Below are 12,491 nucleotides of genomic sequence, written 5' to 3' on the forward strand. Positions count from 1 at the left end.
CCGACGCCTCCACCAGCGCCGCGAACACCCGGAGATCGCTGGTGCGCTCCGGATGCCACTGCACGCCCAGGGCGAAGGCCCGGCCGGGATGCTCGACGATCTCGATCACCCGGTCGTCCGGGCACCAGCCGACCGGGGTGAACTCGCCCGGATCGGCGATCGCCTGGTGGTGGAACGAGTTGACGGTCAGGGACCGGCCGAGCACCCGGTGCGCCAGGGTGCCCTCGTCGATCACCACGTCGTGCCGGCCGTAGTCGGACGCCCCGGCGGCGAGCGGGTCGGTACCGGCCGCGGCGCGGTGCCGGTCGTGCCCGATCAGCTCCGGCAGGTGCTGGTGCAGCGAGCCGCCGGTGGCCACGGCCATCAGCTGCAGCCCCCGGCAGACCCCGAGGGTCGGCAGGTCGGCGTCGAGCGCGGCACGCATCAGCAGCAGCTCGGAGGCGTCCCGGGGGCCGTCGATCTCGGTGGCCGGGTGCTGGGGTGCGCCCCAGTGCGCCGGGTCGATGTCGCCGCCGCCGCAGAAGACGATGCCGTCGAGCGCGTCGAGGACGTCGGTGCCGGGGTCGTCCGGGGTGATCAGCACCGCCCGGCCGCCGACGGCGTGCACCGCCTTCACGTAGTTCATCGGCAGCATTCCGGCGAGCAGATCGTTCCGGCCGTGCTTGACCTGTTCGGCGTACGCGGTCATGCCGATCAGGGGTCTGGTCCTGGTCAAGAGTTCTCCTCCGAGGCCGCCGCCACCAGGGCCCCGAAGAGCCGCCGGTCGCGGGCCACCTCGGGATGCCACTGCACACCGAGCACAAAACGCCGCTCCGGGTCCTCGACCGCCTCGGGCAGGCCGTCGGAGGCCCATCCGGTGACGGTGAGCGAACCGGGATCGGCGACGCCCTGATGGTGGAAGCAGTTGATGGTCGTGTCGTCGCCCATCAGGGCGGCGATCCGGCTGCCGGGTGCGAACCCGGCGGACTGGGATCCGTAGACGCCCGGTGCCGGGCGGTGTTTCTCGTGCCCGAGCAGGTCGGGCAGGTGCTGGTGCAGCGATCCGCCGGCGGCCACGGTGAGCAGCTGCATGCCCCGGCAGACGCCGAGCAGCGGCAGGTCGCGGTCGAGGGCGGCACGCAGCAGCAGCAGTTCACCGGCGTCCCGCTCGGCGTGGGTGACGGTGTGCGGCCCGGGGGCCTGCCCGTAGTGCGACGGCAGCACGTCGGGTCCACCGGCCAGCACCAGACCGTCCAGCCGGTCCAGCACGTCGGCGTCGAGATCGTCCGGCGGCAGGAGCACCGCACGGCCACCGGCGAGACGAACCGCCTCGGCGTAGTCGTGCGGGACCAGCGCGGTCGGGAGATCGACCCAGACTCCCCAACTTGCGGGGAGCACGTAGGACGTTATGCCGATGATCGGACGCATCGCACCACCGTAGTCACAGGCGCGCGGCGCCGGGAGGACCGGCGCCGCGTCACGGGCCCATCTGTCCCACCTACGCGGGGGCTGGACCGCGCCGGCGGGGATTCGACCCTTACACCTGTTGAACTGGGCGTACAGGGTTCCTTCCCCACCGTAGCGGGTCGTCAAACCTTTCAGAGCGGAGTTACGTACGCCCCGGTGATCCCGCCGTCGACGACGAACTGGGAGGCGGTCATGAACGACGCGTCGTCACTCGCCAGGAACGCCACCGCGGCGGCGATCTCCTCCGGTTCGGCGAACCGGCCCATCGGGACGTGCACCAGCCGGCGGGCGGCCCGCTCCGGATCCTTGGCGAAGAGCTCCATCAGCAGCGGGGTGGCGACCGGGCCGGGACAGAGCGCGTTGATCCGGATGCCCTCGCGGGCGAACTGGACACCCAGCTCCCGGGTCATCGCCAGCACACCGCCCTTGCTGGCGGTGTAGGCGATCTGCGACGTGGCCGCCCCGAGCAGGGCGACGAACGACGCGGTGTTGATGATCGAGCCCTTGCCCTGCCGCTGCATGTGCGGGATGGCGTACTTGCAGCAGAAGAACACGCTCGTGGTGTTGACCTTGAGAACGCGTTCCCACGCGTCCAGTCCGGTGACCAGGATCGAGTCGTCGTCGGGCGGCGAGATGCCGGCGTTGTTGAAGGCGATGTCGACCCGGCCGTGCCGTTCCGCGACGCCGTCGAAGAGGGCCTTGACCTGCTCCTCGTCGCTGACGTCACAGGCCACGAACTCGCCGCCGACCTCCTGCGCCACGGCTCTGCCCGCGTCCTCGGAGATGTCGACGGCCACCACGGTGGCGCCTTCCGCGGCGAACCGCCGCGCGGTGGCCAGGCCGATTCCACTGCCGGCGCCGGTGATCACGGCGACCCGGTCCTGCAAGCGTTCCACTCAATCTCCCGTCGAGATGAACACGTTCTTCACGTCGGTGAAGGACAACAGGGCGTCCGGTCCGAGCTCGCGGCCCAGGCCGGACTGTTTCATGCCACCGAACGGCGTCCAGTAGCGCACCGAGGAGTTGCTGTTGACGCTCAGCGCGCCGGTCTCCACCGCCCGGGAGACGCGCAGCGCACGGCCCACGTCCCGGGTCCAGATCGAGCCGGACAACCCGTACTCGGTGTCGTTGGCCAGCGCGATCGCCTCGGCTTCGTCCCGGAACGGCAGCACGCTGACCACCGGCCCGAAGATCTCCTCGCGCCAGTGCCGATCCTTGTTCGACGAGGCCAGCAGCACGGTCGGCGGGAACCACCAGCCGTCCCCCGATGGCACCGACCCCCGGAAGGCCACATCCGCCCCGTCCAGGTAGGACGCAACCGTGGCGCGCTGTCCGGAAGAGATCAGTGGGCCCATTTCAGATAAATCGCTTTTAGGATCCAAGACCCGAAATTTCTGTACGGCCGTCTCGAACAGCCCGAGGAACTTCTCGTACACCGAGGCTTCCACGAGCACCCGTGACCGGGCGCAGCAGTCCTGACCGGCATTGTCGAAGACGGCACCGGGTGCGGCGGCAGCAGCAGCGTCAAGATCGCTGTCCGCGAAGATGATGTTGGCGCTCTTGCCACCCAGCTCCAGCGTCACCCGTTTCACCTGGTCGGCACAGCCCGCCATGATCGACTTGCCGACCTCGGTGGAGCCGGTGAAACACACCTTCCGGACCGCCGGGTGGGTGACGAACCGCTGCCCGACCACGCTCCCCTTGCCGGGCAGCACCTGGAACACGCCCTCCGGCAGCCCCGCTTCCAGGGCCAGCTCGCCGAGCCGGATCGCGGTCAGCGGGGTCAGCTCGGCCGGCTTGAGCACCACCGTGTTGCCGGCCGCCAGCGCGGGCGCGAACCCCCAGCCGGCGATCGGCATCGGGAAGTTCCACGGCACGATGATCCCGACCACGCCGAGCGGCTCGTGGAACGTGACGTCGACCCCGCCGGCCACCGGGATCTGCCGCCCGGACAGCCGCTCCGGCGCGCCCGCGTAGTAGTTCAGCACGTCCCGGACGTTGCCCGCCTCCCAGCGAGCGTTCCCGATCGTGTGCCCGGCGTTGCGTACCTCAAGCCGGGCCAGGTCTTCGATGTTGTCCTCGACCTTGTCCGCGAAGCGGCGCAGCAACCGCGCCCGATCCCCGGGCGAGACCCGCCGCCACTCACCGAAGGCCGCCTGCGCACGGTCGATCGCCAGGTCGGTCTCTTCCGGACCCAGCGACGGTACGGTCGTGAAGACCTCCCCCGTCGACGGGTCGATCACCTCTGTAGTCGCCACCACAAGATCCTCACACTCAGAGGCGCTCGAAGCCACGACGGAGTTCCCAGTCGGTGACCGCGGCGTCGTAGGCCGCCAGCTCCACCCGTCCCATGTTGGCGTAGTGGGCCACCACGTCGGCGCCGAACGCCGCTTCCGCCACCCCGCTGGCCGTCCACAGGTCGGTCGCGTCCCGCAGCGTCCCGGGCACTCGCCCGGCGGTCTCGTCCAGGTAGGCGTTGCCGGCGAACTCGTCCTCCAGCGTCAGCTCGTTCTCGATCCCGTGCAGCGCCCCGGCGACCAGGGCGGCGATCGCCAGGTACGGGTTGACGTCCCCGCCCGGCACCCGGTTCTCCACCCGCATGCCCTGCCCGTGCCCGGCGATCCGCAGCGCGCAGGTGCGGTTGTCGACACCCCAGCGCAGCGCGGTCGGCGCGAACGAACCGGGCTGATAGCGCTTGTACGAGTTGATGTTCGGCGCGAAGAGCAGGCTGAACTCGCGCATGGTGGCCAGCAGCCCGGCCAGCACCCGCTGCCCGGTCACGCTCAGATGGGCCGGCCCGTCACCGAGCATCGCGGATCTGCCGTCCTCGCCGCGCAGCGAGAAGTGGATGTGGCAGGAGTTGCCCTCCCGCTCGTTGGGCTTGGCCATGAAGGTGAGCGCCATCCCCTCCTGGGCGGCGATCTCCTTGGCCCCGTTCTTGTAGATCACGTGGTTGTCGGCGCTGGTCAACGCGTCGGCGTAACGGAAGGCGATCTCGTGCTGACCGAGGTTGCACTCGCCCTTGGCGCTCTCCGGGACCAGGCCGGCGCCGTACATCTCGTTGCGGATCCGGCGCAGCAGCGGCTCCACCCGGGCGGTGCCGAGCAGCGAGTAGTCCACGTTGTACTGGTTGGCGGGGGTCAGATCCCGGTAGCCCTTGGTGAACGCCTGCTCGTAGCTGTCCTTGTAGAGCACGAACTCCAGCTCGGTCCCGGCGTAGGCGGTCAGCCCGTGCGCCGCCAGCCGGTCCAGCTGGCGGCGCAGGATCTGCCGGGGTGAGGCCGGCACCGGCTGACCGGCGGTGTCCAGCAGGTCGGCCAGCACGATCGCGGTGCCGGGCTGCCACGGCACCTTGCGCAGCGTGCTGAAGTCGGGCTTCATCACGAAGTCGCCGTAACCGGTGGACCAGGAGGACATGTCGTACCCGTCGACGGTGTTCATGTCCACGTCGACGGCGAGCAGGTAGTTGCACCCCTCGCTGCCGCCGGACACCACCTCGTCCAGGAAGAACCGCCCGTGCAGGCGTTTGCCCTGCAGGCGGCCCTGCATGTCGGTCAGGGCCAGTAGCACGGTGTCGATGCTGCCGTTGTCGACGGAGACGTCGAGCTCCTCGAGATCCATTGTTCAGTCCTATCAGTCGGTGGGCTCGCCGTGGTGCGCCTTCTCCAGCAGGTTCTGCTTCGGGCCCGTGAACCACTTCCGGGCGCTGGCGAACCACCAGATCGTGGCCGCCCCGAGCACCACCGCCACGGCGACGATCGTGTAGTTGAACGTCTCGGCGGTGATCGGCGAGGCGGGCGGAAGTACGAAGAGGACGCAGATGATCCCTACCCAGACGATCGCGATCCACCCGATCGGAGCGCTCCACTTACCCAGATTCCACGGGCCGGGCTCGAAGTCCGGGCTGAGCCGGCGCAGCAGGACCGGGCCGACGTAGGCGATGTAGAGGCCGATCACCGCGATCGAGGTGGCGGCGAAGTAGGCCACCGTGTTCCACAGCGACGGCAGCACCAGGATCGTGGACAGGGTCACGCACAGCCAGATCGAGTTGGTCGGCGTACCGGTCCGGGGGTTGACCTTCTTCCAGATCCGCGAGCCGGGGATGGCGTCGTCACGGGCGAAGGCGTAGGACATCCGGGAGTTGGCGGTGACCGACGCCATCCCGCAGAACCACTGCGCGACCATGCAGATGAAGAGCAGGAAGACACCCAGGTCCTTGCCGACCGCGTCGATGAAGATCTGCGCCGGGGGCAGCCCGAGCTCGGTGCCCAGCGCGCCCTCGTAATCCTGGATGGACCAGGTGATCGCGACCAGCAGGATGAAACCGGCGATCACCGAGACGACCACCGACAGCACGATGCCGCGCGGCGCCGCGTTGGCCGCGTCGTGGGTCTCCTCGGCGACGTGCGCGGACGCGTCGTAGCCGGTGTACGTGTACTGCGCCATGAGCAGACCCATCAGCACCGCGTAGATCCCCGCCCCGGCGAACGTGAAGCCGGTGGCGTTGTAGACCTCGGTGAACACCTCGGAGATGGGTTTGTGCTGGTCCGGGACGACGGCGAGGATGCCGACGATGACCGCCACGCCGACCAGGTGCCACCAGGCGCTGACGTCGGACAGCACCCGCACCAGGTTGACGCCGAACGTGTTCAGCAGCCCGTGCACGACGATGATGACCAGGAAGATCAGGAAGGTGGACAGCGCCGTCACCTCCAGCCCGAAGGTCAGGCTGAGGAACGCCGCGGTGGTGATCGCCGCGCCGAAGTCGATGGCCGCGGTGACGGCCACCTCGCCGAGGAAGTTGAACCAGCCGACGAACCAGGCCCAGGCGGGTTTGTTCTTCTTGGCCAGCGCGGCGGCCCACCAGTAGAGGGCGCCCGCGGTCGGGTAGGCCGAGCACACCTCGGCCATGGCCAGGGCCACGAAGGTGACCATGATGCCGACGAAGAGCCAGCCCAGGGTGATCGCGACCGGGCCACCGGCCTTCATGGCGATGCCGTACGAGGTGATCGCGCCGGCCAGGATCGAGATGATCGAGAAGGAGACGGCGAAGTTGGAGAAGCCGGAGAGCCGGCGGTGGAGTTCCTGCTTGTAGCCGAGTTGGGCGAGTCGTTCTTCGTCGGTGCTCATCGAGGTTGCCCCTCTACCCACGTAGGACTGTGACCTGAGCCACTGCTGGGCTCATGATCGCTCCGCCGTGTTACGGCAGTCAATGCGCAGCGTTAATTGCGTTGCCGCGCCGGCGACCCGGTGCGAGCCTTGAGTCACGGGCGACCCCTCGGCAGGATCGCCAGTGGACACCCCTCCCGCGGCGGCGCGGGGCGCGGTCACCTCTCTCAAGGATCAAGCGCCCGCCCCGCTCCGCCGCACCTTCCTCGAAGCATTCATGCAGGTCAGTCTGACTTTTCCGGAAAAAATCTACAGCGGCGACACTAGAAATTTCGGCGGGACCGGCCTACATTTGGTTTGTCGGTCACGGCCGACAGCGCAACTGGCACAGTCGCTGAGTTGGAGAAGGAGGACGAGATACCGCAGCAACGCGTAATCAAGACGTCCCCGACCCGACGCGAGGTGATCGCAGCTGATGCCCAACTCTGGTCGACTGCTAGCGGCACGCAGCCTGTCGACCCATGAGCCGGTCTGAGCCGGCCACACAGAATTGAAAAGCCAGGGCCCCGGTTACCCGCCGGGGCCCTGGCCTGTGTCTAGATAGGTGGCATGGACCGAGACAGTCCCGTGTTCAGCATGGGCCGCGCCGCCGAGACGATCGGTGTGACGGCGGCTTTTCTGCGCAGCCTCGACGAGGCCGGGCTGATCGAGCCGGAGCGGTCGGCCGGCGGCCATCGCCGTTATTCGCGTCATCAGCTCGACCTGGCGGCCCGGGTCCGGCTCCTGCTCGACCAGGGTTTCCTGCTGGGCGCGGCCTGCCGGATCGTCACCCTGGAGGACCGGCTGTCCGCCGCCCACCAGCACATCCGTGACCTGGGCGGCCGGGTGCAGCCGGACGAGGACGCGACGATTCCCACGCAGACGCGACGATCCTGAGAACCGTGCGTATGGTCACCGCATGCCATCGGTGACCCCCGACGAATGGCGACGCCCCGGCCCGACCGCACGTCAGCGCCGCATCGACGTGTGGACCGGGCTGGCCGTGGCCGCCGTCGCCGTGATCAACCTCTTCCTCTCCCGCGGTGGCGGGATCTTCGACTTCGTCCCCGCCGTCGCGCTGTGGGAGCAGGTCGTGTGGGTGCTCGCCATCACCCTGCCGCTGACCGTCCGGCGGCGGTACCCGGAGGCGGTGGCCATCACCGTGGCACTCGCCCTGCTGGTCAGCCGGCAACGGGGCATCCAGGAGCTGCAGATCACCACTGGTGTCCTGTTCGCGGCGATCTACACGCTCGGCGCGTGGGGCCGGAACCGCGCCGTCTCCCGGAACCTGCGCCTGGGCCTGGTCGGCTTCGCGCTGGTCTGGATCACCCTCGCCGTCCTGGTGTTCGGCGGCCCGCTTCCGGAACCGGCGGTAGCCGCCTCGCTGACGATGAACGTCCTGGTGGTCAACGCCGGTTTCTTCGCCTTCTGTCACCTGATGGGGGACGCCGTCTGGAATGGTGTCCGCCGCCGCCACGAGCTGGAGGAACAGGCCGCGGAGCTGCGGGCCGCGCAGGCCCTGGCCGCCGAGCGCGCCGTCCTCGGCGAGCGGGTCCGGATCGCCCGGGAACTGCACGACGTGGTCGCCCACCACGTGTCGGTGATGGGCATCCAGGCGTCCGCCGCCCGCCGGGCCCTGGACAAGGACCCGGTCCGGGCCCGGACCGCACTGTCCGCGGTCGAGGAGGGCGCCCGCACCGCCGTCGACGAGCTGCGCCGGATGCTCGGCGCCCTGCGCTCCGGGGAGGCCGAGCCGGCGACCGTCGAGAAGGTCGGCGTCGACCGGCTGCCGGAGATCACCGACCGGGCCCGGGAGGCCGGGCTGACCGTGGAGTTCGCCGTCTACGGTGAGCCGGTGCCGCTGCCCGAGTCGCTCTCCCAGGCCGTCTACCGGATCGTCCAGGAGGCGGTGACCAACACCCTCAAACACGCCCACGCCCGTACGCTCGACGTCCGGGTCCGTTACCTGAACGGGGAACTGGAACTGGACGTCACCGACGACGGACGGGGAGGTTCCGCCGCGGCCGGCGGGATGGGCCTGGTCGGCATGCGCGAGCGGGTGTCCGTGCACGACGGGACGCTCACCCACGGCCCGCATCCGGACGGCGGCTACCGGGTCCGCGCCCGGTTCCCGTACCAGACCGGGGTGCCCGCGTGAGCGTCAGCGTGCTGCTCGTGGACGATCAGCGGCTGGTCCGTACCGGCTTCCGGGTCATCCTCGAGATGGAGGACGACATCGTGGTGGCCGGGGAGGCCGCCGACGGCGCCGAGGCGGTCGAGATGGCGCTGCGGCTGCGCCCCGACGTGGTGCTGATGGACGTCGAGATGCCCGGCATGGACGGTCTGGAGGCGACCCGGCGGATCGCGGCCGGGGGCGGCCCGTCGGTGCTGATCCTGACCACGTTCGACCGTGACGACTATCTGTTCGCCGCGCTCCGGGCCGGGGCCAGTGGTTTCCTGCTCAAGAACGGCACCCCGGAGGCCCTCACCGAGGCGGTACGGGTGATCGCCGCGGGTGAGGCCCTGCTCGCCCCGGCCGTGACCCGCCGGGTGATCGCCTCCTTCTCCGCTCCCGGCACCCCCGGTGTCCGCCTCGATCAGCTCACCCCGCGCGAGCACGAGGTGCTGGAGCTGCTCGCCGCCGGGGCCACCAACGCGGAGATCGCGGTGGCGCTGCGGCTCGGCGAGGCGACCGTGAAGACCCACGTCAGCCGGGTGCTGACGAAGATCGGGGCACGGGACCGCGCGCAGGCGGTGGTCCTGGCGTACGAAATGGGGGTGGTGGTCCCGGGTCCTCCTGGAGGATGACATCCCCGAGCCGGACGACACCGGGTCCGTCGATCAATAGCGTGGACGCATGACAACCGTCCTGAACGTGGAGGCCGTGAACCGGTCCTTCGGGGAGCGCCAGGTCCTCAAGGACGTGTCGTTCTCGGTGGGCACCGGCCGGCTGACCGGCTTCGTCGGCGCGAACGGTGCCGGCAAGACCACCACCATGCGGATCGTCCTGGGTGTGCTCGGCGCCGACAGCGGCACGGTGAGCTGGCGCGGCGCCCCGGTCACCCGGGCCGCCCGGCAGAGTTTCGGATACATGCCGGAGGAGCGCGGGCTCTATCCGAAGATGACCGTCGGCGAGCAGATCGTCTACCTGGGCCGGTTGCACGGCCTGAGCGCCGCCGACGCCAGGCAGCGCACCACCGCCCTGCTGGAGCGGCTGGAACTGACCGAGCGGGCCGGCGAGACGGTGGAGAAACTGTCGCTCGGCAACCAGCAGCGGGCCCAGATCGCCGCGGCCCTGGTGCACGACCCGGAGCTGCTGGTGCTGGACGAGCCGTTCTCCGGTCTCGACCCGATCGCGGTGGAGAAGGTGCTGGCCGTGCTCCGGGAGCGGGCCCGGGCCGGCGCCGCGGTGCTCTTCTCCAGCCACCAGCTGGAGCTCGTCGAGCGTCTCTGCGACGACCTGGTGATCATCGCGGACGGCACGATCCGGGCCGCCGGGCCGCGGGCCACGCTGCGCGAGCAGTACACCCTGCCCCGGTACCGGATCGAGGTGGACGGTGACGCCGGCTGGCTGCGCGACGAGCCGGGCGTGACCCTGACCGAACTGGACGGCGCGCACGCCGTCTTCGACCTGACCCCGGGCGCCGACGATCAGACGGTGCTCCGGTCCGCCCTGGCCCGTGGCCCGGTGCGGGCCTTCGCCCCGGTGCGCCCCACGCTCGCCGAGATCTTCCACGAGGTGATCCAGTGACCACGTTCCAGGCCGCCCGGCTGGTCTTCGCCCGCGAGCTGACGGCCAAGCTCCGGGACAAGGCGTTCATCTTCAGCACCGTGTCGTTCCTGGTCGTCCTGATCGGGTCGATCGCCATCCCGGCCATGCTCAACGGCGGCCCGACCCGGGTCGCGGTGGTCGGCGGCACCTCCGCCCCGGTGCTGGGCGCCGCCGCTCTGGAGGTGGTCGAGGCCACCGACGCGGCGGCCGCCGAGCGGTTGGTCCGCGACGGCGACGTGGCGGCCGCGGTGCTGCCCGGGCCGCGGGTGCTGGCCCTGGAGGAGGCGCCGGACGAGGTGCTCGACGCGCTGAGCACACTCCCGCCGGTCGAGCTGCTGCAGGCGCAGCCCTTCGACCCGGTCCTCGCGACGCTCGTGCCGCTGGCTCTCGCCATGCTCTGCTACATCACCTCGATGCTGTTCGGCATCCAGATCTCGCAGAGTGTGGTGGAGGAGAAGCAGACCCGGATCGTCGAGATCCTGGTCGCCAGCATCCCGGTGCGGGCCCTGCTGGCCGGCAAGGTCGCCGCGATCACCGTGCTGGCCTTCGCCCAGATGGCCCTGCTGGTGGTGATCGCGCTGATCGGCACCCGGGTGGCCGGTCTCGACTCCGGGGTGATCGACGCCATCCGGCCGGCCCTCGGCTGGTTCCTGCCGTTCTTCGCCCTCGGTTTCATCATGCTCGCCACCGTCTGGGCCGCGGTCGGCGCGCTGGCCGCCCGGCAGGAGGACCTGGGCAGCACCACCGGAACCGTGCAGATGCTGATCCTGATCCCGTTCTTCGCGGTGATCTTCATGCGGGACAACGACGCGGTGCTGACCGCGCTGTCGTACTTCCCGTTCTCCGCCGCGATGGCCATGCCGATCCGGATCTTCGAGAACGACGCGGCCGCGTGGGAACCGTTCCTGGCCCTGGCGGTCCTGGTGGTCAGCGCGATCGGCATGCTCCTGGTCGGTGCCCGGGTCTACCAGGGTTCGCTGCTGCGGACCAACGGCAAGACCTCGTTCCTGGCCGCCTGGCGGACCCGCAGCACGGTCTGATCCGGTTCCTTCCGGGGCAGCGACCTCAGCCAGGTGGTGGACATCACGTTCGTATCGAGGGCAGGATCGTGGTCATGTCGATGCGATGGGGCATGACCGTGCCGTTCAGTGGCGTTCCGCTCGCCGAGCACGCCACCGTCTTCACGGCGCTGGCCGATGCGGGTTTCACCGACGCCTGGTCGGCCGAGGTCAACGGCACCGACGGGTTCACCCCGCTGACGCTGGCCGCCGCCTGGGAGCCGCGGCTCCGGCTCGGTACCGCGATCGCCCCGGTCTTCACCCGCGGGCCCGGGCTGCTCGCGATGACCGCCGCCGCGCTGGCCGAGGCGGCGCCCGGCCGGTTCCAGCTCGGGATCGGGGCGTCGTCACCGGTGGTGGTCGGGGATTGGAACGCGGTCGAGTTCGGTAAACCGTTCGCCCGCAGCCGGGACGTGCTCCGGTTCCTGCGCCCGGCCCTCGCCGGTGAGCTGGTGGACGGCGATTTCGACACCTTTTCGGTACGCCGGTTCCGGCTGGAGCGCCCGCCCGCGGTCCCGCCGCGGATCATGCTGGCGGCGCTGCGTCCCGGCATGCTCCGGCTGGCCGCCGCCGAGGCCGACGGGGTGATCCTGAACTGGCTGTCCGCCGCCGACGTGAGCACCGCCCTGGCCGAGACGAAGGAGGCCGGCCCGGATTTCGAGGTGGCCACCCGGATCTTCATCGTGCCGACCGAGGACGCCGGGTACGCCCGGACCATCGGCCGCCGGCTGATCACGTCGTACCTGACGGTGCCCGCCTACGCCGCCTTCCACCGCTGGCTGGGCCGGTCCGACAGGCTCGCGCCGATGTGGGCGGCCTGGGAGTCCGGTGATCGCAAGGGCGCGCTGGCCGCCATCCCGGACAGTCTGGTCGACGAACTGATCGTGCACGGTTCGCCGGAGCAGTGCCGGGCGCGGGTACGGGCCTACGCCGACGCGGGCGTGACGATCCCGGTCATGGCGCTGATGCCGACACCCGAGCTGACCTCCGGCGGCCTTCCGGCACTGCTGGACCTGATCGGCGCACTGGGACACCCGGCGGCCTGACCCCGCGTACCAGCAAATGGA

General features: G+C 70.2%; 12 protein-coding genes. 6 read left to right on the forward strand and 6 right to left on the reverse strand.

Translation table 11 applies throughout. The features are described from left to right. The 6 genes from Aco03nite_RS17990 to Aco03nite_RS18015 all read right to left on the reverse strand — a co-directional run. Positions 1-688, reverse strand: a 688-nt coding sequence (locus Aco03nite_RS17990; RefSeq protein ID WP_203796547.1) for a gamma-glutamyl-gamma-aminobutyrate hydrolase family protein, incomplete at its 3' end; no start/stop codon positions are given. A gap of 23 nt (positions 689-711) precedes the next feature. After that, entirely contained in the window at positions 712-1,407 is a 696-nt protein-coding gene (locus Aco03nite_RS17995) for a gamma-glutamyl-gamma-aminobutyrate hydrolase family protein (protein WP_203796521.1), read from the reverse strand. 170 nt (positions 1,408-1,577) lie between these two features. Beyond that, positions 1,578-2,342, reverse strand: coding sequence for a 3-oxoacyl-ACP reductase (locus Aco03nite_RS18000; RefSeq protein WP_203796522.1), 765 nt, complete (start codon positions 2,340-2,342; stop codon positions 1,578-1,580). Beyond that, positions 2,343-3,704, reverse strand: a complete 1,362-nt coding sequence (locus Aco03nite_RS18005) for an aldehyde dehydrogenase family protein (protein ID WP_203796523.1) — start codon at positions 3,702-3,704, stop codon at positions 2,343-2,345. 16 nt (positions 3,705-3,720) lie between these two features. Continuing rightward, positions 3,721-5,067: a glutamine synthetase family protein gene (locus Aco03nite_RS18010; RefSeq protein ID WP_203796524.1), complete on the reverse strand. Its 1,347-nt coding sequence runs from the start codon at positions 5,065-5,067 to the stop codon at positions 3,721-3,723. Between the two features lie 12 nt (positions 5,068-5,079). Then, positions 5,080-6,576 carry an amino acid permease gene (locus tag Aco03nite_RS18015; RefSeq protein ID WP_203796525.1) on the reverse strand — a complete coding sequence of 499 codons (1,497 nt, stop codon included), beginning with the start codon at positions 6,574-6,576 and terminating at the stop codon, positions 5,080-5,082. 588 nt (positions 6,577-7,164) lie between these two features. On the opposite strand from Aco03nite_RS18015, the gene Aco03nite_RS18020 reads away from it, so the two are divergent. The 6 genes from Aco03nite_RS18020 to Aco03nite_RS18045 all read left to right on the forward strand — a co-directional run bounded on the left by Aco03nite_RS18020 (position 7,165) and on the right by Aco03nite_RS18045 (position 12,470). Beyond that, positions 7,165-7,491, forward strand: a complete 327-nt coding sequence (locus Aco03nite_RS18020) for a MerR family transcriptional regulator (RefSeq protein ID WP_203796526.1) — start codon at positions 7,165-7,167, stop codon at positions 7,489-7,491. A gap of 22 nt (positions 7,492-7,513) precedes the next feature. Next, positions 7,514-8,752 (forward strand): sensor histidine kinase, encoded by a 1,239-nt coding sequence (locus Aco03nite_RS18025; RefSeq protein WP_203796527.1) that lies wholly within the window; start codon positions 7,514-7,516, stop codon positions 8,750-8,752. Further along, on the forward strand, positions 8,749-9,402 hold the full coding sequence (locus Aco03nite_RS18030; RefSeq protein ID WP_203796528.1) for a response regulator: 654 nt from the start codon (positions 8,749-8,751) through the stop codon (positions 9,400-9,402). Before Aco03nite_RS18025 ends, Aco03nite_RS18030 begins: the two co-directional genes overlap by 4 nt. Before the next feature lie 49 nt (positions 9,403-9,451). Further along, complete coding sequence (locus tag Aco03nite_RS18035; protein WP_203796529.1) at positions 9,452-10,345, forward strand: ABC transporter ATP-binding protein; 894 nt, start codon at positions 9,452-9,454, stop codon at positions 10,343-10,345. Further along, positions 10,342-11,406 carry an ABC transporter permease gene (locus Aco03nite_RS18040; RefSeq protein ID WP_203796530.1) on the forward strand — a complete coding sequence of 355 codons (1,065 nt, stop codon included), beginning with the start codon at positions 10,342-10,344 and terminating at the stop codon, positions 11,404-11,406. The genes Aco03nite_RS18035 and Aco03nite_RS18040 overlap by 4 nt, the downstream gene beginning before the upstream one ends. Positions 11,407-11,480: 74 nt before the next feature. After that, positions 11,481-12,470 (forward strand): LLM class F420-dependent oxidoreductase, encoded by a 990-nt coding sequence (locus Aco03nite_RS18045; protein WP_239145243.1) that lies wholly within the window; start codon positions 11,481-11,483, stop codon positions 12,468-12,470. Positions 12,471-12,491: the final 21 nt, after the last annotated feature.

This window comes from Actinoplanes couchii, assembly GCF_016862075.1.
Taxonomy (GTDB): Bacteria; Actinomycetota; Actinomycetes; order Mycobacteriales; family Micromonosporaceae; genus Actinoplanes; species Actinoplanes couchii.

What these genes read in the sequence shown, in the direction of transcription:
- Aco03nite_RS17995 (WP_203796521.1), bottom strand. Translation starts at nt 1,407, where the DNA reads ATGCGTCCGATCATCGGCATAACGTCCTACGTGCTCCCCGCAAGTTGG.
- Aco03nite_RS18010 (WP_203796524.1), bottom strand. Translation starts at nt 5,067, where the DNA reads ATGGATCTCGAGGAGCTCGACGTCTCCGTCGACAACGGCAGCATCGAC.
- Aco03nite_RS18015 (WP_203796525.1), bottom strand. Translation starts at nt 6,576, where the DNA reads ATGAGCACCGACGAAGAACGACTCGCCCAACTCGGCTACAAGCAGGAA.
- Aco03nite_RS18020 (WP_203796526.1), top strand. Translation starts at nt 7,165, where the DNA reads ATGGACCGAGACAGTCCCGTGTTCAGCATGGGCCGCGCCGCCGAGACG.
- Aco03nite_RS18025 (WP_203796527.1), top strand. Translation starts at nt 7,514, where the DNA reads ATGCCATCGGTGACCCCCGACGAATGGCGACGCCCCGGCCCGACCGCA.
- Aco03nite_RS18035 (WP_203796529.1), top strand. Translation starts at nt 9,452, where the DNA reads ATGACAACCGTCCTGAACGTGGAGGCCGTGAACCGGTCCTTCGGGGAG.
- Aco03nite_RS18045 (WP_239145243.1), top strand. Translation starts at nt 11,481, where the DNA reads ATGTCGATGCGATGGGGCATGACCGTGCCGTTCAGTGGCGTTCCGCTC.